Origin of the sequence: Paraburkholderia sp. UCT31 (assembly GCF_014397655.1) — a bacterium.
GTDB lineage: Bacteria > Pseudomonadota > Gammaproteobacteria > Burkholderiales > Burkholderiaceae > Paraburkholderia > Paraburkholderia tuberum.
In genome coordinates this window covers 75,732-97,444 of record NZ_VZQP01000013.1, presented here as the reverse complement: position 1 = coordinate 97,444, position 21,713 = coordinate 75,732, and the positions used below count along the sequence as shown (strand labels likewise).

The following is a 21,713-nucleotide window of genomic DNA, read 5'->3' as shown; positions in this document are numbered from 1 at the left end:
GTCCGACCAGGCGAACATAGACGGATTTTTTAGCCATCAGGAGATAAATCATGACGATTCGCGTCGCAATCAACGGCTACGGCCGGATCGGCCGCAATACCCTGCGCGCCTTCTATGAAAACGGCAAGAAGCACGATATCGAAATCGTCGCCATCAACGATCTGGGCGATGCGAAGACCAACGCCCACCTGACGCAGTACGACACCGCGCACGGCAAGTTCCCGGGCGACGTGTCGGTGGACGGCGACTACCTCGTCGTGAACGGCGACAAGATCCGCGTGCTGGCGAACCGCAACCCGGCCGAACTGCCGTGGGGCGAGCTGGGCGTCGACGTCGTGATGGAGTGCACGGGCTTTTTCACGACCAAGGAAAAGGCGAGCGCGCACATCAAGGGCGGCGCGAAGAAGGTCATCATCTCGGCGCCGGGCGGTAAGGACGTCGACGCGACCGTCGTCTACGGCGTGAACCACAACGTGCTGAAGGCATCGGACACGGTCATCTCGAACGCATCGTGCACGACCAACTGCCTCGCGCCGCTGGTCAAGCCGCTGAACGACAAGATCGGCCTCGTGAACGGCCTGATGACGACGATCCACGCGTACACGAACGACCAGGTTCTGACCGACGTGTACCACGAAGACCTGCGCCGCGCGCGTTCGGCCACGCATAGCCAGATCCCGACCAAGACCGGCGCGGCATCGGCGGTCGGCCTCGTGCTGCCGGAACTGAACGGCAAGCTCGACGGCTACGCCATCCGCGTCCCGACGATCAACGTGTCGGTCGTCGACCTGTCGTTCATCGCTGCGCGCGACACGACGGTCGAGGAAGTCAACGCGATCATGAAGGAAGCATCGGAAGGCGCGCTGAAGGGCGTCCTCGGTTACAACGACGCACCGCTCGTGTCGATCGACTACAACCACAATCCGGCTTCGTCGACGTTCGACTCGACGCTGACCAAGGTGTCGGGCCGTCTCGTGAAGGTGTCGAGCTGGTACGACAACGAGTGGGGCTTCTCGAACCGCATGCTGGACACGGCTGTGGCGCTCGCGAACGCGAAGTAAGTTTCGGGTTTCACGCTGCATGAAAAAGCCGCTCTTCGGAGCGGTTTTTTTTCGTCTGCGATTTTTGCCGTCTACGGCGTGGGGAAATAGACGCCGGCGCGCTGCGCGGCGTTCGCGATGTGCGTCTCGATCGCCTTGCCCGCGGCGAGCGAATCGCGGGCCTTCAACGCGTCGAGAATCGCGCGATGTTCGGTGTAGGTGGACAGCACCCGCTCGCGCCGGTAGAACGGCATGCGCTGGCTTTCCTGCATGATCTCGGCGCTGCTGCGCAGGATCGACTCGATCGCCGCATTGCCCGCGATGCTGACGATGCGCATATGGAACGCGTAGTCGAGCCGAGCCGCTTCGTCGAGTTCCTCGCAGGCGAGCGCGCTTTGCATCGCGGTGATGTTTTCCTCGAGCCACGCGAGGTCGTCGTTGGTGACCGCGAGCACCGCCATGCGCGCGACGAAGCCTTCGAGCGCGTAGCGCATCTGATACGTGTCGGGCAGCGACGACTGCTCGGCGAAGCGCCACGCCTGCGCGTTTTTCGCCTGCGCGCTTTCCACGTAGACGCCCTTGCCGGGGCGGATCACCAGCAGACCAAGCGCTTCCAGCGTGGAAAGCGCTTCGCGCAGTGACGCGCGGCTGATCGACAGTTCATCGGATAGCTGGCGCTGCGCCGGCAGCAGACTGCCCACCGGATAGACGCCCCCCTCGATACGCTCGCGGATGGTCGCGATGGCCGCGTCGGTGACGGTGTGCGGGACGTTTTTCATGAGGGATCGCTCGGTAGCGTGGTCTGACCGCAATTCTAATCCTTGCGCGCGAGAAGGCGCGCCGCGCGCCGTCTGAAATCCCGAATCCGACCCGAAATCGCCGAAAAAACAACGGGTAAACACTGCTCGATGAGTCCTTGACGCGGGTATATCGGCTTCCTACTATTCGCCATAACAGCACTGGTCGGACCAGTCTGAACAGAAGTGACCGAGACAACCATCCGCAGGAGGAAGCCGTGTTGAAATTCTTCAATTCGCTATTTGGCCGGGTCGTGATAGCGCTCGTGGTCGGCATCGTGCTCGGTGCCGTGTTTCCGCATTTCGCGCAGTCCTTGCGGCCGCTTGGCGACGGCTTTCTGAAGCTGATCAAGATGGTGATCGGGCCGATCGTGTTCTGCGTGGTGGTGAGCGGCATGGCGCACGCGGGCGATCTGCGCAAGGTCGGCCGCGTCGGCTTGAAGTCGGTGATCTACTTCGAGGCGATGACGACGATCGCGCTCGTGATCGGCGCGGTGCTCGCTTACGCGACGCGTCCTGGTGCAGGTATGAACGTGAACCTGAAGTCGCTCGATGCGGCGTCGCTCGCGACCTATACCGAGCACGCGAAGAGCCTGAAGGACACAGCGGGCTTTCTGCTGAAGATCATCCCCGACACGGCGATCAACGCGTTCGCGACCGGCGACATTCTGCAGATCCTCGTGTTCTCGGTGCTGTTCGGCTCGGCGCTGTCGCTGCTCGGCAAGCGCGCGCAGCGCGTGAGCGGGTTGATCGATGAGCTGTCGCAGGTGTTCTTCCGCGTGATGGGCTTCATCATCAAGCTCGCGCCGCTCGGCGTGCTCGGCGCGATCGCGTTCACGACCGGCACCTACGGCGTCGAGTCGCTGAAGCAGCTCGGCATGCTCGTGCTGGTGTTCTACGCGAGCTGCGCGGTGTTCGTCGTGGTCGTGCTCGGCGCGGTGATGCGGCTCGCCGGCTTCAGCATCTTCAAGCTGATCCGCTATCTGCGCGAAGAACTGTCGATCGTGCTCGGCACCGCGTCGTCCGACGCCGTGCTGCCGCAGATCATGCGCAAGCTCGAATGGATGGGCGTCAAGGATTCGACGGTCGGTCTCGTGATTCCGACCGGCTACTCGTTCAACCTCGACGGCTTCTCGATCTATCTGACGCTCGCCGTGCTGTTCATCGCGCAGGCGACCAACACGCCGCTGTCTATTCATGACCTGATCGTCGTCGTGCTGGTGTCGCTGGTGACGTCGAAGGGCGCGCACGGCATTCCGGGCTCTGCGATCGTGATTCTCGCGGCGACGCTCTCCGCGATTCCCGCGATTCCTGTGCTCGGTCTCGTGCTGATTCTGCCGGTCGACTGGTTTGTCGGCATCGCCCGGGCGCTCACCAACCTGATCGGCAACTGCGTCGCGACGGTGGTGGTCGCCGTGTGGGAAAACGATATCGACAAGGCGCGCGCGCATCGCGTGCTGAATCGCGACGCGGCGCTGCGCTACGTGCCCGTCGTCGACGACACGCTCGTCGAACCCGGTGCGGCCGAACCCGCGCCGGCGGTCTGACGGCTGCGCGGGTATCTGGTCTGACCAGACGAACCGGCATCGCTTCCTAGACAGCTCCTCGACCTTTTTTCGCAAAGCCGGCGGTTGCCGTGGCGCCGCCGGCTGTTTCCGACCTCTTCGACACCGACCGACATCATGGCCAACCCGATCCTCGACCCGAACGCTCCCGCCTTCACACGCCGCTACATGAACCTCGCCGATCCGCGCCTCGGCGCGAAGGCGCTGTTCGCCAGCGACGAATTCTTCGCGCCGAAAGAGCGCATGCTCGACCCGCAGCCGGCGGTGTTCATCCCCGGCAAATACGACGACCACGGCAAGTGGATGGACGGCTGGGAGACGCGTCGCAAGCGCACGACCGGCCATGACCATTGCGTGATCCAGCTCGCGCGGCCGGGCGTCGTGCATGGGGTCGATCTCGATACGAGCCACTTCACCGGCAATTTCCCGCCGGCGGCGTCGATCGATGCCTGTCATAGCGACGCTGACGTGCCGCCCGAGCACGCCGACTGGCAGCCGCTCGTGCCGGCGACAACGCTACAGGGCAACCAGCATCACTACGTCGAGGTGAAAGACGCGCGCCCGGTCACCCATCTGCGCGTGAATCTGTATCCGGACGGCGGGCTCGCGCGACTGCGCGTGTATGGCCAGCCGCAGCGCGACTGGAGCCGCGTCGAGCGCGGCACGCTGCTCGATCTCGCCGCGATCGAAAACGGCGCGTACCTCGTCGCCGCGAACAACCAGCATTTCGGGCCGGCCTCGCAGATGCTGATGCCGGGCCGTGGCGTGAACATGGGCGACGGCTGGGAAACGCGGCGGCGTCGCGAGCCGGGCAACGACTGGGCGATCGTCGCGCTCGCGCGGCCCGGCGTGATCCGCAAGATCGAAGTGGACACCGCGCACTTCAAGGGCAACTTCCCGGATCGCTGCTCGCTGCAGGCGGCATCGGTGACGGGCGGCACCGACGATTCCCTCGTCACGCAGGCGATGTTCTGGCCGGTGCTGCTCGGCGAACAGAAACTGCAAATGGATCATGTGCACGCGTTCGCGGACGACCTCGCCGCGCTCGGGCCGCTCACGCACGTGCGCTTCAACATCTTCCCGGACGGCGGCGTGTCGCGCCTGCGTCTGTGGGGCGAGATCGCTTAACGCAAGCAACGTCATGGAGCGGCACGCATGAAGATCCTGCAGATGGAACGCCTGACGCGCGCGGCCTTCGCGCCGTTCGGCGACGTGATCGAACTCGACGGCGCGCGTCGTTTTCCGATCAACGGCGGTACCACCGAGCGCTATCACGACCTCGCGCGCGTCGACGTGGTGGAGCAGGGCGGCCGGCCGCTCGTCAGTCTGTTTCGCGCGCAGCCGCGCGCGCTGCCCGTCGAGATCACGATGATGGAGCGGCATCCGCTCGGCAGCCAGGCTTTCATTCCGTTACGCGCGGGCCGATATCTGATGGTGGTCGCGCCGGCCGGCGAGTTCGACGCCGCGCGCATGCGCGCGTTCTGGACCGATGCGTGGCAGGGCGTCAATTACGCCAAAGGGGTCTGGCACCATCCGCTGCTCGCGCTGGATCAGGTCAGCGACTTCATCGTCGTCGATCGCGGCGGCGATGCGCCGAATTGCGACGAATTGCAGTTGGCCGAGCGGTGGCGGCTCGCCTTCGAGCCGAGCGCGGAACTGGTCGGATAGCGGCGATTGCCGCCGCCTGAATAAAAAAGACCCGGCCGATGCCCATCGGCCGGGTCTTTTTTCTGACTTGCCAGGTCGCGTTGGCAGGCGACCCGCGACGCATCAGTGCTTACGATGCGGGCAATTCTCCTTCGTGCACGCCCCATACAGTGCCAGCGCGTGTTCCTGCAGCTTGAAGCCGCGTGCCTTGGCGATGGACTGCTGACGGCTTTCGATTTCGGGGTCGAAAAATTCCTCGACCAGCCCGCAATCGAGGCACACGAGGTGGTCGTGGTGCGACCCCTCGTTCAGTTCGAACACCGCCTTGCCCGATTCGAAATTGCTGCGCGAGAGCAGGCCGGCCTGCTCGAATTGCGTCAGCACACGATAGACGGTGGCGAGACCGATATCGAGCTCCTCGTGCAGGAGGTTGCGGTACACGTCTTCGGCGGTCAGGTGACGCACCGGGCTATGCTGGAAAATCTCAAGGATTTTGAGGCGCGGAAGGGTCGCCTTGAGCCCGATATTCTTGAGATCGGTTGGATTGGTCATGACAAGGGATCCCTAGAGTACAATGCTGGGCTCTCATAGTAATGTGTTTTGGCGTTCTGGTCATTTTCGATGGAATGAGCGCGGCCCGCAAGCGGGCCCGCACGGTGAGTGAAATGATTTCTAAATCTCAATTGATCTACCGGGGGAGCCGCATGCGGGGTACCTTGATCGCTGTTGCGACTGTCGCGGTTCTTGCCGGATGTTCCACATACGACAGCCTGACCCAGCGCATTGCCCAACGCATTACGCCGTATCGGATTACGGTTGTGCAAGGTAATTTCGTGTCGCAGGAAATGGCCGACCAGATGAAGGTCGGCATGACGCGCGCGCAGGTGCGTCAGTTGCTCGGCACGCCGCTGTTGACCGACATGTTCCACGCGAATCGCTGGGATTACGTGTTCTATTTCAAGCGCGGCTCGACGTCGATCGTGCAGCAGCGTGACTTCGTCGTGTACTTCTCCGGCGACCTCGTGACCCACTGGACGGGCGGCGAGGATCTGCCGACCAATCTCGAATTGCTGGCCGAAATCGACGGTGATCGCCGTGGCCGCCACCCGAACGCGACGCCGCCGCGCGCGACGAGCGCGGCCGAGGCCGCCAACGCCGTGGCCGCCAGCGACGCAGCCGCCGCCAGCGCGGCGGCCGCCGCGGCACCGGCTACCGTGGATACGACGCGCTCGCCGTCGGTCGAAGGCGCCCAGCAGGCCGCCACGCCGTCCATGGACGCCAACGCGGAAGCCGCCCAGGCGGCCAATCGCGCAACGAGCGCGGTGCCGACGCCGAGCCGCGCGCCGTCCGTGCGGTCGGCCGTGCCGAGAGCGGGCGCTGGCGGGATCCCGACGCAAGGCCCGACGTCCGGCGGTCAGCCGCAGTTCCAGTTCAAGCGTCCGCCGCCGCCCGCTCAGGAGAACGAGAGCAACCCGGTCGGCCCGACGGGCTCGCAAAGCAGCGGCAGCCCGACGTTGAACACTTCGCCGGCGACGCCGGGAACGAGCAACTGATTTGCTCGTCGGTGTTGTGAGGCGGGCTGCGCGCCACATGTGCGGCGCCCGCCAGATGTGTGTTTGTCCGTCACCAGGCGAGGTCGGAAATGCGCCGCTTGGGCCGCATGAACGTGTTGCCGCGGCAGTGGGTCGCCGCAGCGGGCCGTATCGGTCAGTCACCTGAGCGAGCCGTCCCGATCGGCCGCCCCCATTGGCTCCAGCAGCGAGCCGGGCGATTTCGCTCCCTGCCGCCGCATGTCCCTATATCGACCGGGCGCATTCCCCGGCACACTGGTCCGGGCATTCGCCGGGCCGCGTTTGCCGGGCTCCATACCGGTTGACTCTTTTCGAATCCTCATCGTCATGAAAATTGCCATTGCGGGCGCATCGGGCCGAATGGGCCGCATGCTCATCGAAACCGTCCTCAACGATGCCGACGCGACGCTGTCCGGCGCGCTCTGCCGCACGGGCGCTGCGCAGCTTGGCCAGGACGCCGGCGCGTTCCTCGGCAAAGAGACCGGCGTGCTGCTGTCCGACGACATCGAGCGTGTGTTCGCCGAATCCGACTACCTGATCGACTTCACGCGTCCCGACGCGACGCTCGCGCATCTCGAAGCCGCGCAGCGCCACGACGTGAAAATGGTGATCGGCACGACCGGCTTCGACAACGCGCAAAAAGCGCAGCTGCGAGCGGCGGCGCGGAAGATCGGCGTCGTGTTCGCGTCGAACATGAGCGTCGGCGTGAACGTCACGCTGAAGCTGCTCGAATACGCGGCGCGGCACTTCTCGACCGGCTACGACATCGAGATCATCGAGGCACATCATCGTCACAAGGTCGACGCGCCGTCCGGCACCGCGCTGACGATGGGCGAAGTGATCGCCAACGCGCTCGGCCGCAATCTCGACGACTGCGCGATCTACGGCCGCGAAGGCGTGACCGGCGAGCGCGATCCGTCGACGATCGGCTTCTCGGCGATTCGCGGCGGCGATATCGTCGGCGATCATACGGTGCTGTTCGCGGGCATCGGCGAGCGCATCGAGATCACGCACAAATCGGCAAGCCGCCTGTCATATGCACAAGGCGCGCTTCGTGCTGTACGCTTCCTCGAAGGCCACGACAACGGCTTCTTCGACATGCAGGACGTGCTCGGACTGCGTTGAGCGAAGCCCGTTGCGCGTAGGCGGAGTAGCGCATCCCGAGCGCGCCCTCCCGAAGTCACTTTCCCAAGGCGAGGTCAGATGGCAGGCAGCAGTGGCATCATCCATTACCTGCAAACGAGCGACGCAATCACGCATGGCGTCGCCTATGTGCTGCTGGCCATGTCGATTGCGAGCTGGTGTTTTCTGATCGTCAAGAGCTGGATTCTGACGCGCGCGAAACGCCAGGCCAACCGGGCGATCGCGCGCTTCTGGCAGGCGCCGACGCTCGCCGAAGGCGTCGCCATCCTGCGCCGCACTGATCGTGAGCGCGTGTTCGCGCCGCTCGCCGAAGCGGCGCTCAATGCGGCCGAGGTCGACATTCCGGGCGCCCTGCTCGCGCGCGTCGAGCGCAGCGAACGGGTGCTGCGCGCGCTGCGCCAGGCGCTCAATGCGTCGCAGCGGCGGCTCGAGTTCGGTCAGGTGCTGCTTGCGTCGGTTGGCAGCACCGCGCCGTTCGTCGGTCTGCTCGGCACCGTATGGGGTATCTATCACGCGCTCGGCAGCATCGCGGCGAGCGGGCAGGCGCAGATCGAGAACGTCGCGGGACCGGTGGGCGAGGCGCTGATCATGACCGCGTTCGGTCTGGTGGTGGCGATTCCGGCGGTGCTCGCGTACAACGTGCTGGGCCGCCTCGTGCGGCAATTGTCCGAGGAGTTGGACGGCTTCGCGCACGATCTGCATGCGTACGTGTGCTCCCCAACCGAGCACGCGCCGACGCCTCCGCGCGCGCAGCAGGCGGCGCACGAGGCGCACCGCTGACTTGTCACGCGCGGCGGGCTCGGCACATCGCGATCTTCCTCGCACGACACACCGCCCATCGCACGGGCAAGCTCAGACGCAAGGAGGCGACATGGCATTCGGCGGACTCGAGAAGAAGCAGACGGCCGCGCCGATGGCCGAGATCAACATGACGCCGCTGATCGACGTGATGCTGGTGCTGCTGGTGATTTTCATCATCACCGCGCCGCTGTTCTCGCACGCGATCCGGCTCGATCTGCCGAAGGTCGCGGCGGCGCCCGCGCGCCAGACCCCGCAAACCATCTCCCTTTCGATCGACGGCGCCGGCAAGCTCTACTGGAACGGCAAGCCGATCACGCTCGCGCAGATGCGCGCGCAGTTCGCCGAGGCCGGCAAGCGGGCGGACCAGCCGGACATCCAGTTGCGCGCGGAGCGCTCGACGCGCTACGAAGTGATCGCGCAGGTGATGGGCGCCGCGCAGCAGGCGGGGCTCGAGCGGATCGGCTTCGTGACGGACCCGCCGCCGCCTGCCGCGCAGCACTGAGCGCCACCGGGTGCGCACCGCGTTCACCAATCCGGCATACCCAGTCCCGCGCCACGTCGCGCGGCGCACCCGTCCGCGAACGGTATAATCAGCCCTTTCCCCGCCGAAGGGGAAACGACGCAACGACATTCTGCAGAGCACCGGGCCGGTGCGAAAGCACCGAACCTGGCGATCCCATCACACCATGCACGAAAAATACGTTCCCTCCGACGTCGAAGCCGCCGCGCAAGGGCAATGGCGCGCCATCGACGCCTACAAGACGACGGAAACCACCGACAAGCCCAAGTTCTACTGCGTCTCGATGCTGCCGTATCCGTCGGGCAAGCTGCACATGGGGCATGTGCGCAACTACACGATCAACGACGTGATGTACCGCTATCTGCGGATGAACGGCTACAACGTGCTGATGCCGATGGGTTGGGACGCCTTCGGCATGCCGGCGGAGAACGCCGCGATGGCCAACAACGTGCCGCCCGCGCAGTGGACCTACGACAACATCGCTTACATGAAGAAGCAGATGCAGTCGATGGGCCTCGCGATCGACTGGTCGCGCGAAGTCGCGACCTGCAGCCCTGACTACTACAAGTGGAACCAGTGGCTGTTCCTGAAGATGCTCGAAAAGGGCATCGCGTACAAGAAAACCGGCACCGTGAACTGGGACCCGGTCGACCAGACCGTGCTCGCGAACGAGCAGGTGATCGACGGGCGCGGCTGGCGCTCGGGCGCGCTCGTCGAAAAGCGCGAAATCCCGATGTACTACATGCGCATCACGCAGTACGCGGATGAACTGCTGAACGATCTCGAAGGCCTCGGCTGGCCCGAGCGCGTGAAGATCATGCAGCAGAACTGGATCGGCAAGAGCTTCGGCGTGAACTTCGGCTTCCCGTATGAAATCGACGGCGAACAGAAGCTGCTGCGCGTGTTCACGACGCGCGCCGACACGATCATGGGCGTCACGTTCTGCGCGATCGCCGCCGAGCATCCGCTCGCCACGCGTCTCGCGCAAGACAAGCCGGAACTGCAGCCGTTCATCGACGAATGCAAGCGCGGCGGCGTCGCCGAAGCCGACGTCGCGACGATGGAAAAGAAAGGCATGGCCACCGGCTTCTACGTCACGCATCCGCTGACGCAGGCGAAGGTCGAGGTGTGGATCGGCAACTACGTGCTGATGACTTACGGCGAAGGCGCGGTGATGGGCGTGCCGGCGCACGACGAGCGCGACTTCGCGTTCGTGAAGAAGTACGGTCTGCCGGTCAGGCAGGTCGTCGCGGTCGAGGGCAAGGAATTCTCGACCGAAGCGTGGGCGGAGTGGTACGGCGAGAAGACCGGCACGCTGGTGAACAGCGGCAAGTACGACGGCCTCGCCTACGACGAAGCCGTAGACCGCATCGCCGCCGATCTCAAGGAACTGGGCCTCGGCGACAAGCAGATCACGTGGCGTCTGCGTGACTGGGGCGTCTCGCGCCAGCGTTACTGGGGCACGCCGATCCCGATCATCCACTGCCCGAAGTGCGGCGACGTGCCGGTGCCGGAAAAAGACCTGCCGGTCGTGCTGCCGGAAGACCTGGTGCCGGACGGCACGGGCAATCCGCTCGCGAAGTCCGAAGCGTTCCTGAACTGCACGTGCCCGAGCTGCGGCGGCGCGGCAAAGCGCGAAACCGACACGATGGACACCTTCGTCGATTCGTCGTGGTACTTCTACCGCTACGCGTCGCCGGATGCGAAGACGATGGTCGACGAGCGCACCGACTACTGGGCGCCGATGGATCAATACATCGGCGGTATCGAACACGCGATCCTGCACCTGCTGTACTCGCGTTTCTGGGCGAAGGTGATGCGCGACCTCGGTCTCGTGAAGTTCGGCGAACCGGCGAAGAACCTGCTCACGCAGGGCATGGTGCTCAACGAAACCTATTACCGCGAAAACGAAGCGGGCAAGAAGACCTGGTACAACCCGGCGGAAGTGACCGTGTCGTTCGACGACAAGGGCCGCCCGGTCGGCGCGGTGCTCAACGCTGACGGCCAGCCGGTCGTGCTCGGCGGCGTCGAGAAGATGTCGAAGTCGAAGAACAACGGCGTCGACCCGCAGATGCTGATCGATCAGCACGGCGCGGACACCGCGCGTCTGTTCGTGATGTTCGCGGCGCCGCCCGAGCAGCAGCTCGAGTGGTCGGGTTCGGGCGTCGAAGGCGCGAGCCGCTTCCTGCGTCGCGTGTGGAACTTCGGCTATACGAACGAAGCCGCGCTGCGCGCGGGCGGCCAGTTGGACGCCGCACGCTTCAACGACACCGACAAGGCGCTGCGTCGTGAGATCTATAGCGTGCTGAAGCAGGCCGATTTCGACTATCAGCGTCTTCAGTACAACACGGTGGTATCGGCCGCGATGAAGATGCTCAACGCGCTCGACGGCGCGAAGGGCGCGCAGACCGCCGTGCTGCGTGAAACCTACGGTGTGATGCTGCGCGTGCTGTACCCGGTCGTGCCGCACCTGACGTTCCAGCTGTGGCAGGAGCTCGGCTATGCCGACGAATTCGGCCCACTGCTCGACGCGTCGTGGCCGAAGGTCGACGAGAAGGCGCTCGAACAGGCCGAGATCGAACTCGTGCTGCAGGTGAACGGTAAGGTGCGCGGCGCGATCACGGTCGCGAAGGACGCGTCGCGCGAAGCGATCGAGCAACAAGCGGTCGCGCACGAAATGGTCGCGAAATTCAGCGAAGGCAAGGCGCCTAAGAAGATCATCGTGGTGCCGGGCCGTCTCGTGAACGTGGTCGTTTGACGTTCCAGGCCCTCATCCGGCAGACGGAGCGCCGCCCGCCCGGCGGCGTTCCTCGGCACCGCGAATCCACTGCGAACCGGGAGCGAATGTGACTCGCAGATCGTTTTTGACGCTCGCTTGCAGCGTAATGATGTTGTCGGCCTGCGGCTTCCAGTTGCGCGGCCAGCAGGACTTCGCGTTCAAGCGCCTCTATGTGGCGGGCGGCTCGCCCGCGGCCATGGCGCGCTTCACGCGCATCGTGCAGGGCGGTAGCGACACCGTGGTGGTCAGCTCGCCCGCCAATGCCGATGCGCTGCTGCAGATCACGCAGAACCGCAACGTCAGCACGCTGACGCTGAATTCGCTGGGCGTCGTCGCCGAGTATCAGCTGAATCTGCAGATGACCTACACGCTGACCGGCAAGGACGGCACCGTGTTGATTCCGGGCAGCGTGATCGCGCTGAACCGGGCGATGACCTATAGCGACCAGTTCTCGCAGGCGAAGGCCGCCGAGTCCGACATCCTGTTCGCCGACATGGAAAACGACGCGGTCGATCAGCTGGTCCGCCGTCTCGGCGTGGTGCGCTCGCTGCATCCGACGCCGGCCGAGGCCGTGGCGCCCATCGCGCCGCGCGCACCGCTGCCGCCGCCGCCGCTGTGAGCATCGCACCGTTCGTGATTCGTCGAATCTCATTCATCCCGTCAACCGCCAGCCATGCAACTGCGACCTGACGCGCTCGAAGCGCATCTCGCCCGCGGCCTCGCCGGACTGTACGTCGTATACGGCGACGAGCATCTGCTCGCGCAGGAAGCGTGCGATCGCATCCGCGCGGCGGCGCGCGCGGCCGGCTTCACCGACCGCTCGGTGTTCACGGTCGAGCGCGGTTTCGACTGGAGCTCGCTGCTCGGCGCGAGCCAGTCGATGTCGCTGTTCGGCGACCGTCAGCTGGTCGAGTTGCGCATTCCGTCGGGCAAACCCGGTAAGGAAGGCGCCGATGCGCTGAAGGCGCTCGCATCCACCGTCAACGACGACGTGCTGACGATGATTACGCTGCCGCGCCTCGATGCGGCCACGCAAAAGTCGGCATGGTTCACCGCGCTCGCCGACGCCGGCGTCGCGCTGAAGATCGATCCGGTCGAGCGCGCGCAGCTGCCGAACTGGGTCGGGCAGCGGCTCGCGGCCCAGGGTCAGCGCGTCGCAGCCGGCGAGGAGGGGCGGCGTGCGCTCGCGTTCATCGCCGAGCGCGTCGAGGGCAATCTGCTCGCCGCGCATCAGGAAATCCAGAAGCTCGGGCTGCTGTATCCGAACGGCTCGCTGAGCTTCGATCAGGTTCAGGACGCGGTGCTCAACGTCGCGCGCTACGACGTGTTCAAGCTCAACGAGGCGATGCTCGCGGGCGACGTCGGCCGTCTCGCGCGCATGCTCGACGGGCTGCGCGGTGAAGGCGAGGCCGCGGTGCTCGTGCTGTGGGCGGTCGTCGAAGAAGTGCGCACGCTGCTGCGGATCAAGCGCGGCGTCGCGGCCGGCAAGCCGCTCGCGATGCTCACGCGCGAGAACCGCGTATGGGGTCCGCGCGAACGGCTGATCGGACCTGCGCTGTCGCGCGTCAGCGAAGCGGCGCTCGAGACGGCACTCGCGCTGGCGGCGCGGCTCGACTGGCAGGTGAAGGGGCTGTCGGGCGGCACGCGGGGTAATCATCGCAACGATCCGCCGCCCGATCCGTGGGACGGCCTGTTCGAACTCGCGATGACGGTGGCGGCGCCAAAACCGTCGGCAGCTTCGCCAGTGCCGCCGCCGCGACCTCGGGTGCCGACTGCGGCGCCAGCGCGGCGGCCAGTCTGAAGCGGCACAGCTGATTCGCGCGAGCGTCGAAGCAGTGGCTGACGCGAGCAATCGTGTACCGACTGCCAGTCGTTCCACACATACAGACCAGCGCGTTTCGCGTGCCACGCGCCGAACGAAACGCATCGGCGAACCTGCGACAGCACAGTGCGCCCGCCGCCCGCGTGCGAGCAAAGCCCCGGTACCCGACTTACAATCGTTTGATCTTTCGCTAATCCTGCCCGACCACCGCATGCCAACGTGCGGGGCATCACGAGAATGACCATGGATATCGACCAGTACATGACCGACCTCGGCCAACGCGCCCGTCAGGCTTCGCGCGCGATGGCGCGGGCGTCGACCGCCGCGAAGAATGCGGCGCTGGCGGCCGTTGCCGAGGCGATCGAGCGCGATGCCGATCTGCTGAAGGCCGCCAACGCGCGCGACCTCGAACGCGCCCGCGGCAAGGGCCACGATGCCGCGTTCATCGACCGGTTGACGCTGTCCGACAAGGCGCTGAAAACGATGGTCGAAGGCCTGCGCCAGGTCGCGGCGCTGGCCGACCCGATCGGCGAGATCAGCAATCTGAAGTACCGGCCGAGCGGCATCCAGGTCGGCCAGATGCGTGTGCCGCTCGGGGTGATCGGCATCATCTACGAATCGCGCCCGAACGTGACGATCGACGCGGCCGCGCTGTGCCTGAAGTCCGGCAACGCGACCATTTTGCGCGGCGGCTCGGAAGCGCTCGAATGCAATACCGCGCTCGCGAAGCTGATCGGCGAGGGCCTCGAAGCGGCCGGTCTGCCGCAGGACGCGGTGCAGGTGGTCGCGACGTCGGACCGCGCGGCGGTCGGCAAGCTCATCACGATGACCGAGTACGTCGATGTGATCGTGCCGCGCGGCGGCAAGAGCCTGATCGAGCGTTTGATGAACGAAGCGCGCGTGCCGATGATCAAGCACCTCGACGGCATCTGCCACGTTTATGTCGACGATCGCGCGGACCTGCCGAAGGCGCTGAACGTCTGCGACAACGCGAAGACGCACCGCTACGGCACCTGCAACACGATGGAGACGCTGCTGGTCGCGCGCGGCATTGCGGCCGAAGTGCTGCCGCCGCTGGGCAAGCTGTATCGCGGCAAGGACGTCGAGCTGCGCGTCGATGCGGCGGCGCGCGCGGTGCTGGCCGATGCGGGCGTCGGTCCGCTCGTCGATGCGAGCGAGGAAGACTGGCGCACCGAATATCTCGCACCGGTGCTCGCGATCAAGGTGGTCGACGGCATCGACGCGGCGATCGAGCACATCAACACGTATAGCTCGCAGCACACCGACGCGATCGTCACCGAAGACCACGATCGCGCGATGCGCTTCCTGCGCGAAGTCGATTCGGCGAGCGTGATGGTCAACGCGTCGACGCGTTTCGCGGACGGCTTCGAGTTCGGCCTCGGCGCCGAGATCGGCATTTCGAACGACAAGCTGCACGCGCGCGGCCCGGTCGGCCTCGAAGGGCTGACGTCGCTGAAATACGTCGTGCTGGGTCATGGCGAAGGCCGTCAATAAAGCACGAATCGAAGCGCCTCAACAACAAGGACCACAAGGACCCCCGCCGATGCTTTGGGTAAAGACGTTTCACATCGTATTGATTGCCTCCTGGTTTGCCGGCCTGTTCTATCTGCCGCGCATCTTCGTCAATCTGGCGATGGAAACGGAACCCGCCGCGACGGCGCGTCTTCTGCTGATGGCGCGCAAGCTGTTCCGCTTCATGAGCTTCATCGCCGTGCCCGCGATCGCGTGCGGCCTGTGGTTGTGGCTCGTGATCGGCATCGGCAGCGGGCAGGCCTGGATTCACGCGAAGGTCGGCGTGGTCGTGCTCCTCGTCATCTATCACGCGTATTGCGGCGTGCTGTTGCGCAGGTTCGAGCGCGGCGAGAATCGCCGCTCGGACAAGTGGTATCGGATGTTCAACGAGCTGCCGGTGCTCGGTATGCTCGCGGCGGTCGCGCTGGTGGTGATCAAGCCGTTCTGAGCGGCTGACGGCGTTAAGCAGGGCGCTGGAAAAGACCAAAGGGCGGTATGCCGGTTGAATGGCACACCGCCCTTTTGCGTTATCCCGTCGTTCCGCATTCCATCGCAGCGGTTCACCCCTGCGAATCCACCCGCCGCCGGTGGATCACTTCCTTCGTTTGCGCGAGCTTCTCCAGCAGTTCGGGCCCGCGGGTCAGCGCGACGCCGACCGCCAGAATGTCGCCGATCGCCAGATGTGACACGCGCGAGGTCATCGGGGAGAAGATGTCGGTGTCTTCGTCGACGTTCGCAAAGAGGCCCACGGTTGCGAGCCGCGCGAGCGGCGAATTGCCGTGCGTGATCGCGATCACCTTCGCGCCCGCGTTCAGCGCGGCCTTTGCGGCATCGATGATGTCGCGCGTGCGGCCCGTATTGGAAATCGCGACGACCACGTCCCCAGGTCCGAGTAGCGCGGCCGACATCAGAAACGTATGCGGGTCCGAATACGCGACGCTCGGCATGCCGAGCCGAAAGAACTTGTGCTGCACGTCGAGCGCGGCGATGCCTGAGCCGCCCGCCCCGTAGAACTCGATGCGCTTCGCTTGCGCGAGCATGTCGATCGCCGCGGCGACGCTATCCGACGACAGATTGTTGCGCACCTGAATCAGCGCGCCGATCGTCCGGTCGAGCACCTTCGCGGCGACGCCCGGCGTCGGCTCGTCGGGCCGCACGTCGCGATAGACGGCGGGCACTTCGCTGGCGATGCCCTGCGCGAGACGGATCTTGAATTCGCGAAAGCCGGAGAAACCGAGTGCGTGACAGAAGCGCGCGATCGTCGGCTGACTCACGCCCGCGCGCGCGGCGACCTCGGTCATCGACAGATCGAGCACCTCGCGCGGCGCCTCGATCACGTAATCGGCCAGCTTGCGCTCGGACGGGCGCAGCTGGTCGCGCATCTCTTCCACCTGGGACAGCATCATCGGAAAACTCGCACTATGCTGAAGAACGTGTGGACTATATCCGATTGGTCGTTGGCGCACAAAAGCTAGGTACAAAAACTACATATCGGCGAGTAAGTGTATTCCCTGGGTTTCTGCTGTAAAGCGCTGAGGCACGTCAGTAGGGCGACTTGGCGATCCGCGCCGTGCGGCGCCGCAACAGAGTTCGTCATTGCGATCGTGTAGTTTTTCTACTAAGATGACGTCGTTCGATATCACAACCCCGCGATACCGCCAGGTGTCATGCGTGCGCCTGCCGCCAGCGACGAAGGAGCTCCGATGGTTTCCCCGCATTCGCAATTGTTGAAGGTCACGCAACGCGTGATCGAGCGCAGCAAGCCCACGCGCGAAGCGTATCTGGCCCGCATCGAGCATGCGCAGGGGCGCTTTCCGGCGCGCGGCGCGTTGTCGTGCGCGAACCTCGCTCACGGTTTCGCCGGCCTCGAGGGCAACGACAAGCTCGTGATCAAGCAGATTCGCGAGCCGAATATCGGCATCGTCTCGTCGTACAACGAGATGCTGTCGGCGCACGCGCCGTACAAAAACTACCCGGACATCATCAAGCAGGCCGCGCGCGAAAACGGCGGCGTCGCGCAATTCGCGGGCGGCGTGCCGGCGATGTGCGACGGCGTCACGCAGGGCAACGCGGGCATGGAGCTGTCGCTGTTCTCGCGCGAAGTGATCGCGATGAGCACGGCCGTCGCGCTTACCCACAACATGTTCGACGCGGCGCTGTGCCTCGGCATCTGCGACAAGATCGTGCCGGGCCTGCTGATCGGCGCGCTGCAGTTCGGCCATTTGCCGACCATCTTCGTGCCGGCCGGCCCGATGGCAAGCGGCCTGTCGAACGACGACAAAGCCAGGACGCGTCAGCAGTTCGCGACCGGCCAGTGCGGCCGCGACGCGCTGCTCGAAGCGGAAGCGGCCGCCTATCACAGCCACGGCACCTGCACGTTCTACGGCACCGCGAACAGTAACCAGATGCTGATGGAAGTGATGGGCCTGCATCTGCCGGGCTCGGCCTTCGTGCATCCGCACACGCCGCTGCGCGACGCGCTGACCGCGCAGGCCGCGCGCCGCGTGCTCGATCTGACGGTCGAGCGCGGCCACTACATGCCGATCGGCCATGTGGTCGACGAGAAGGCGATCGTCAACGGCATCGTCGCGCTGCTGGCGACCGGCGGCTCGACCAATCACACGCTGCACCTCGTCGCAATCGCGCGCGCGGCCGGCATCGTGATCGACTGGGACGACTTCGACACGCTGTCGCAGGCGGTACCGCTGCTTGCGAAGATCTATCCGAACGGCAAGGCCGACGTGAACCACTTCCACGCGGCGGGCGGCGTCGCGTTCCTCGTGCGCAATCTGCTCGAAGGCGGTCTGCTGCATGAAGACGTGAACACGGTCGCGGGCAAGGGCCTGAAGCGCTACACCGAGGAGCCGAAGCTGCTCGACGGCAAGCTGCAATGGGTTGCAGGTGTCGAGGCGAGCGCGGACACGGCGGTGCTGCGCGGCATCAAGGAGCCGTTCCAGCCGGACGGCGGCCTGCGTCTGATGCAGGGCAAGCTCGGCCGCGGCGTAATCAAGATTTCGGCGGTCGCGGCGCAGCATCGCAAGGTGAAGGCGCCGGCAATCGTGTTCGATTCGCAGGAAGCGGTGCAGGAAGCGTTCGACAAGGGCGAGCTCAAGCGCGACTTCATCGCGGTGGTGCGCTTCCAGGGCGCACGCGCAAACGGCATGCCCGAGTTGCATCGTTTGACGCCGCTGCTCGGTGTGCTGCAGGATCAGGGTTTCCATGTCGCGCTGGTGACCGATGGCCGTATGTCGGGCGCGTCGGGCAAGGTGCCGGCGGTCATCCATCTGTCGCCGGAAGCGTTGCTGCAAGGCCCGATCGGCAAAGTGCGCACGGGCGACATGCTGGTGATCGACGCCGAAGCGGGCGTGCTCGACATCGAAATCGACGCAGCCGAGTGGGCCGCGCGTCCGAACGCCGAGCCGCAGCATCAGGCGGACAACGAAGTCGGCTTCGGCCGCGAGCTGTTCGGCGTGTTCCGTGCGGCGGCGGCGCCGGCGGAGCAGGGCGCGTCGGTGTTCGGCAAGCTGGTCGGCGAGGGCGGCACGGTCGACGGCCAGCACGGCACCGGCAGCCATCGCAAGCACGGCCACGACGGTGACCATCAGCACGGCCATCAACCCAGCGACCATCACACGAGCACCGCGCAAGCCGGCGCGGCGCCGCAGAAACAAGGAGTCTGACTATGACGTCGAAAACAGTAAGCGATATCGTGCGCCTCGGCCCGGTGATTCCGGTGCTCGCGTTCGACACGGTCGAACAGGGCGAACACGTGTCGCGCGCGTTGCACGCGGGCGGCGTGAAGGTGCTCGAAATCACGCTGCGCACGCCGGCGGGCCTCGGCGCGATCGAGCGTGCGTGCGAACTCGCGGACGACATCGTGGTCGGTGTCGGCACGATCACGAAGCCCGAGCATTGCGCCCAGGCGAAGAAGGCGGGCGCGCAGTTCGGCGTGTCGCCGGGTCTGACCAAGGACATGCACAAGGCCGCGCAGGATGTGGGTCTGCCGCTGTTGCCCGGCGTGATGACGCCGTCGGACATCATCCTCGCGCTCGAGCTCGGCTACGAGATCGTCAAGTTCTTCCCCGCACAGCAGGCGGGCGGCGTGCCGATGCTGCAGGCGTTCCACGGCCCGTTCCCGGCGCTGAAGTTCTGCCCGACCGGCGGCATCACGCCGGAAAGCGCGCCGCACTTCCTGTCGCTGCCGAACGTGGTCTGTGTCGGCGGTTCGTGGCTCACGCCGAAGGCCGCGCTCGCCGCGCAGAACTGGGACGAGCTCACGCGCCTCGCGCGCGCCGCGAGCCAGCTGGCGGCACCCGCGCACTAAGCCCCACAACCCAATAGCGCATCGGTCAACTGAACCGGGCCCAGGAGTCTCGTCGATACAGCCGCATCAGGCTGTCGCGCCGAGGCTCTTTTTTTGCTTGATATGCGTGCTGGATTTGCACGCGCTTTCTGGAAACAAACAGTAAAATTCAGCGTCCGCGCGGCTAGCCGGGTTTTCAGGCATCGCGCAGGTTGCCGTGAGACGAAGTGCCGGCCGCATCCGCACTCTGAAATCAATAAACCAAAGGAGGGGCTTCATGGAATCTGCCCACGGCAGCTTGCTGCTGGTCTACGCATTGATCGCGATCGCGCTGCTGATCTTGATGATCACGCGCTTCAAGGTCTATCCGTTTCTCGTTCTGATCATCGTGTCGTTGCTGCTGGGCCTCGTGGCCGGCATGCCGATGCAGACCATCGTCAAATCGTTCGAAACGGGGAACGGCAACACGCTCGGGCACATTGCCATCGTCGTCGGTCTCGGTACGATGCTCGGCAAGATGATGGCCGAATCGGGCGGCGCCGAGCGCGTCGCGACCACGCTGATCAACTGGTTCGGTGAGAAACACATTCACTGGGCGATGATGGTGGTCGCGATCATCGTCGGCTTGCCGGTGTTCTTCGAAGTCGGCTTCGTGCTGCTGATTCCGATCGCGTTCAACGTCGCCAAGCGCACCAACAAATCGCTGCTGCTGGTCGGCCTGCCGATGGTCGCGGGTCTGTCCGTCGTGCACGGGCTGATTCCGCCGCACCCGGCCGCACTGCTCGCCGTGCAGGCGTATCACGCGGACATCGGCAAGACGATCGCCTACGGTCTGATCGTCGGCGTGCCGTGCGCGATCGTCGCCGGTCCGCTGTTCGCGTTGCTGGTGAGCCGTCATGTCCAGTTGCCGAAGGAAAATCCGCTTGCCGCGCAATTTCTGGGCAGCGACGTGAAGGACGCCAACGGCGTGCAAAGTGGTAACGCCGCGAAGGCCGCTGCGCCGAAGCGCGAACTGCCGGGCTTCGGCATCACGCTGGTCACGATCCTGTTGCCGGTGGTCCTGATGCTGGTCGGCAGCTGGGCCGACCTGGTCTTCGAGCCGAAGACGCTGCCGAACGATCTGCTGCGCTTCTTCGGCAACACCGACGTCGCGCTGCTGACGGCCGTGCTGGTCAGCTTCTGGACCTTCGGCGCGAGCCGCGGCTTTAACCGCGAGCAGATTCAGAAGTTCTGCGGAGAATGTCTGGCGCCGATCGCGGGTATTACACTGATCGTCGGTGCGGGCGGCGGTTTTGGCCGCGTACTGATGGATAGCGGCATTTCGAAGGAAATCACCAACGTGGCGACCGCGGTGCATCTGTCGCCGCTGCTGTTCGGCTGGCTCGTCGCGGCGATGATGCGTCTCGCGACCGGCTCGGCCACCGTCGCGATGACGACCGCCTGCGGCATCGTCGCGCCGATCGCCGCGGCGGGCGCGGTGCAGGTGAAGCCGGAACTGATGGTGCTCGCGACCGGCTCGGGCTCGCTGATCTTCTCGCACGTGAACGACGGCGGCTTCTGGCTGATCAAGGAATATTTCGGCATGACGGTGGTGCAGACCTTCAAGACGTGGTCGCTCCTCGAAACCATCATTTCGGTGATGGGGCTGGGCCTGACCTTCGCACTCGCGGCGGTCCTGTAAGGAGTTTCAAATGATTCTGATCGCAATGGGCGTGTCGGGCGCCGGCAAGACGAGGATTGGCGAAATGCTGGCCGAGCGCCTGCATTGCGCGTTCACCGACGGCGACGCGTTCCATAGCGCGGCGAACAAGGAGAAGATGCACCACGGCATTCCGCTCACCGACGAAGACCGCTGGCCGTGGCTGAAGACGATCCGCGCGGCGATCGAGGAAAAGCAGAAAGCGGGCGAGACGGCGGTGTTCACGTGTTCGTCGCTGAAGCGCTCATATCGCGACATTCTGCGTGCCGGCGACAAGGACGTGTGCTTCGTCTACCTGAAGGGTTCGCGCGAGGTGCTCGCGGAGCGTCTCGGGGATCGCACCGGGCATTTCTTCGATCCGTCGCTGCTGCAAAGCCAGCTCGATACGCTCGAGGAGCCCGGTGACGACGAAGCGATCACGGTCAGCATCGATCTGACGCCGGAACAGATCGTCGACGAGGTGCTCAGGCAGGTCGAAGCGCGCTGAGTCTCT

Annotated in this window: 20 protein-coding genes; 17 read left to right on the top strand and 3 right to left on the bottom strand. The window is 65.2% G+C overall.

Annotation, left to right across the window (positions count from 1 at the left end):
• The first annotated feature begins 50 nt into the window (after positions 1-50).
• Positions 51-1,061: a type I glyceraldehyde-3-phosphate dehydrogenase gene (gap, locus tag F6X40_RS13615; RefSeq protein WP_184066779.1), complete on the top strand. Its 1,011-nt coding sequence runs from the start codon at positions 51-53 to the stop codon at positions 1,059-1,061.
• A gap of 71 nt (positions 1,062-1,132) precedes the next feature.
• Here gap and F6X40_RS13610 read toward each other — a convergent pair whose 3' ends face one another.
• Complete coding sequence (locus tag F6X40_RS13610) at positions 1,133-1,819, bottom strand: FadR/GntR family transcriptional regulator (RefSeq protein ID WP_090801859.1); 687 nt, start codon at positions 1,817-1,819, stop codon at positions 1,133-1,135.
• 236 nt (positions 1,820-2,055) lie between these two features.
• Here F6X40_RS13610 and F6X40_RS13605 point away from each other — a divergent pair, with 236 nt between their 5' ends.
• The 3 genes from F6X40_RS13605 to F6X40_RS13595 all read left to right on the top strand — a co-directional run bounded on the left by F6X40_RS13605 (position 2,056) and on the right by F6X40_RS13595 (position 5,070).
• Positions 2,056-3,384, top strand: coding sequence for a C4-dicarboxylate transporter DctA (locus F6X40_RS13605; protein WP_187628214.1), 1,329 nt, complete (start codon positions 2,056-2,058; stop codon positions 3,382-3,384).
• 135 nt (positions 3,385-3,519) lie between these two features.
• Positions 3,520-4,530 carry an allantoicase gene (gene alc, locus F6X40_RS13600; protein WP_187628213.1) on the top strand — a complete coding sequence of 337 codons (1,011 nt, stop codon included), beginning with the start codon at positions 3,520-3,522 and terminating at the stop codon, positions 4,528-4,530.
• A gap of 27 nt (positions 4,531-4,557) precedes the next feature.
• The gene (locus F6X40_RS13595) at positions 4,558-5,070 is read left to right on the top strand and encodes an ureidoglycolate lyase (RefSeq protein ID WP_184066767.1); all 513 of its coding nucleotides are present in this window, start codon (positions 4,558-4,560) and stop codon (positions 5,068-5,070) included.
• Positions 5,071-5,172: 102 nt separating this feature from the next.
• Here the strand turns inward: F6X40_RS13595 and fur are convergent, their stop codons facing one another.
• Positions 5,173-5,601 (bottom strand): ferric iron uptake transcriptional regulator, encoded by a 429-nt coding sequence (gene fur, locus F6X40_RS13590; protein ID WP_013090534.1) that lies wholly within the window; start codon positions 5,599-5,601, stop codon positions 5,173-5,175.
• A 152-nt stretch (positions 5,602-5,753) separates the two neighbouring features.
• On the opposite strand from fur, the gene F6X40_RS13585 reads away from it, so the two are divergent.
• The 9 genes from F6X40_RS13585 (at position 5,754) to F6X40_RS13545 (ending at position 15,666) form a co-directional block, all read left to right on the top strand.
• On the top strand, positions 5,754-6,602 hold the full coding sequence (locus tag F6X40_RS13585; protein ID WP_187628247.1) for an outer membrane protein assembly factor BamE: 849 nt from the start codon (positions 5,754-5,756) through the stop codon (positions 6,600-6,602).
• 345 nt (positions 6,603-6,947) lie between these two features.
• Positions 6,948-7,745, top strand: coding sequence for a 4-hydroxy-tetrahydrodipicolinate reductase (gene dapB / locus F6X40_RS13580; RefSeq protein ID WP_187628212.1), 798 nt, complete (start codon positions 6,948-6,950; stop codon positions 7,743-7,745).
• 78 nt (positions 7,746-7,823) lie between these two features.
• Entirely contained in the window at positions 7,824-8,543 is a 720-nt protein-coding gene (locus F6X40_RS13575) for a MotA/TolQ/ExbB proton channel family protein (protein ID WP_187628211.1), read from the top strand.
• Positions 8,544-8,634: 91 nt separating this feature from the next.
• Positions 8,635-9,066, top strand: coding sequence for an ExbD/TolR family protein (locus tag F6X40_RS13570; RefSeq protein ID WP_018421805.1), 432 nt, complete (start codon positions 8,635-8,637; stop codon positions 9,064-9,066).
• Between the two features lie 184 nt (positions 9,067-9,250).
• Positions 9,251-11,842, top strand: coding sequence for a leucine--tRNA ligase (gene leuS, locus F6X40_RS13565; RefSeq protein WP_187628210.1), 2,592 nt, complete (start codon positions 9,251-9,253; stop codon positions 11,840-11,842).
• Positions 11,843-11,930: 88 nt separating this feature from the next.
• Positions 11,931-12,482 (top strand): LPS assembly lipoprotein LptE, encoded by a 552-nt coding sequence (lptE, locus tag F6X40_RS13560; RefSeq protein ID WP_187628209.1) that lies wholly within the window; start codon positions 11,931-11,933, stop codon positions 12,480-12,482.
• 54 nt (positions 12,483-12,536) lie between these two features.
• Positions 12,537-13,664, top strand: a complete 1,128-nt coding sequence (gene holA / locus F6X40_RS13555) for a DNA polymerase III subunit delta (protein WP_187628208.1) — start codon at positions 12,537-12,539, stop codon at positions 13,662-13,664.
• A 264-nt stretch (positions 13,665-13,928) separates the two neighbouring features.
• Positions 13,929-15,200 (top strand): glutamate-5-semialdehyde dehydrogenase, encoded by a 1,272-nt coding sequence (locus tag F6X40_RS13550; protein WP_184050922.1) that lies wholly within the window; start codon positions 13,929-13,931, stop codon positions 15,198-15,200.
• Between the two features lie 49 nt (positions 15,201-15,249).
• Positions 15,250-15,666: a CopD family protein gene (locus F6X40_RS13545; protein WP_184066746.1), complete on the top strand. Its 417-nt coding sequence runs from the start codon at positions 15,250-15,252 to the stop codon at positions 15,664-15,666.
• 112 nt (positions 15,667-15,778) lie between these two features.
• On the opposite strand, the gene F6X40_RS13540 is transcribed toward F6X40_RS13545, so the two are convergent.
• Entirely contained in the window at positions 15,779-16,624 is an 846-nt protein-coding gene (locus tag F6X40_RS13540) for a MurR/RpiR family transcriptional regulator (RefSeq protein WP_184066743.1), read from the bottom strand.
• A 297-nt stretch (positions 16,625-16,921) separates the two neighbouring features.
• Here F6X40_RS13540 and edd point away from each other — a divergent pair, with 297 nt between their 5' ends.
• The 4 genes from edd to F6X40_RS13520 all read left to right on the top strand — a co-directional run bounded on the left by edd (position 16,922) and on the right by F6X40_RS13520 (position 21,707).
• Positions 16,922-18,898 (top strand): phosphogluconate dehydratase, encoded by a 1,977-nt coding sequence (gene edd, locus F6X40_RS13535; RefSeq protein ID WP_187628207.1) that lies wholly within the window; start codon positions 16,922-16,924, stop codon positions 18,896-18,898.
• Positions 18,899-18,900: 2 nt separating this feature from the next.
• Positions 18,901-19,542 (top strand): bifunctional 4-hydroxy-2-oxoglutarate aldolase/2-dehydro-3-deoxy-phosphogluconate aldolase, encoded by a 642-nt coding sequence (gene eda / locus F6X40_RS13530; protein ID WP_090801837.1) that lies wholly within the window; start codon positions 18,901-18,903, stop codon positions 19,540-19,542.
• 256 nt (positions 19,543-19,798) lie between these two features.
• Positions 19,799-21,202, top strand: a complete 1,404-nt coding sequence (locus F6X40_RS13525) for a gluconate:H+ symporter (protein ID WP_184066737.1) — start codon at positions 19,799-19,801, stop codon at positions 21,200-21,202.
• Between the two features lie 10 nt (positions 21,203-21,212).
• Entirely contained in the window at positions 21,213-21,707 is a 495-nt protein-coding gene (locus F6X40_RS13520) for a gluconokinase (RefSeq protein ID WP_090801834.1), read from the top strand.
• Positions 21,708-21,713 lie beyond the last annotated feature (6 nt).

Coding starts and splice junctions, on each gene's coding strand:
- gap (WP_184066779.1), top strand. CDS start 51: ATGACGATTCGCGTCGCAATCAACGGCTACGGCCGGATCGGCCGCAAT.
- F6X40_RS13610 (WP_090801859.1), bottom strand. CDS start 1,819: ATGAAAAACGTCCCGCACACCGTCACCGACGCGGCCATCGCGACCATC.
- alc (WP_187628213.1), top strand. CDS start 3,520: ATGGCCAACCCGATCCTCGACCCGAACGCTCCCGCCTTCACACGCCGC.
- F6X40_RS13595 (WP_184066767.1), top strand. CDS start 4,558: ATGAAGATCCTGCAGATGGAACGCCTGACGCGCGCGGCCTTCGCGCCG.
- fur (WP_013090534.1), bottom strand. CDS start 5,601: ATGACCAATCCAACCGATCTCAAGAATATCGGGCTCAAGGCGACCCTT.
- F6X40_RS13585 (WP_187628247.1), top strand. CDS start 5,754: ATGCGGGGTACCTTGATCGCTGTTGCGACTGTCGCGGTTCTTGCCGGA.
- dapB (WP_187628212.1), top strand. CDS start 6,948: ATGAAAATTGCCATTGCGGGCGCATCGGGCCGAATGGGCCGCATGCTC.
- F6X40_RS13575 (WP_187628211.1), top strand. CDS start 7,824: ATGGCAGGCAGCAGTGGCATCATCCATTACCTGCAAACGAGCGACGCA.
- F6X40_RS13570 (WP_018421805.1), top strand. CDS start 8,635: ATGGCATTCGGCGGACTCGAGAAGAAGCAGACGGCCGCGCCGATGGCC.
- leuS (WP_187628210.1), top strand. CDS start 9,251: ATGCACGAAAAATACGTTCCCTCCGACGTCGAAGCCGCCGCGCAAGGG.
- holA (WP_187628208.1), top strand. CDS start 12,537: ATGCAACTGCGACCTGACGCGCTCGAAGCGCATCTCGCCCGCGGCCTC.
- F6X40_RS13550 (WP_184050922.1), top strand. CDS start 13,929: ATGGATATCGACCAGTACATGACCGACCTCGGCCAACGCGCCCGTCAG.
- F6X40_RS13545 (WP_184066746.1), top strand. CDS start 15,250: ATGCTTTGGGTAAAGACGTTTCACATCGTATTGATTGCCTCCTGGTTT.
- F6X40_RS13540 (WP_184066743.1), bottom strand. CDS start 16,624: ATGATGCTGTCCCAGGTGGAAGAGATGCGCGACCAGCTGCGCCCGTCC.
- edd (WP_187628207.1), top strand. CDS start 16,922: ATGGTTTCCCCGCATTCGCAATTGTTGAAGGTCACGCAACGCGTGATC.
- eda (WP_090801837.1), top strand. CDS start 18,901: ATGACGTCGAAAACAGTAAGCGATATCGTGCGCCTCGGCCCGGTGATT.
- F6X40_RS13525 (WP_184066737.1), top strand. CDS start 19,799: ATGGAATCTGCCCACGGCAGCTTGCTGCTGGTCTACGCATTGATCGCG.
- F6X40_RS13520 (WP_090801834.1), top strand. CDS start 21,213: ATGATTCTGATCGCAATGGGCGTGTCGGGCGCCGGCAAGACGAGGATT.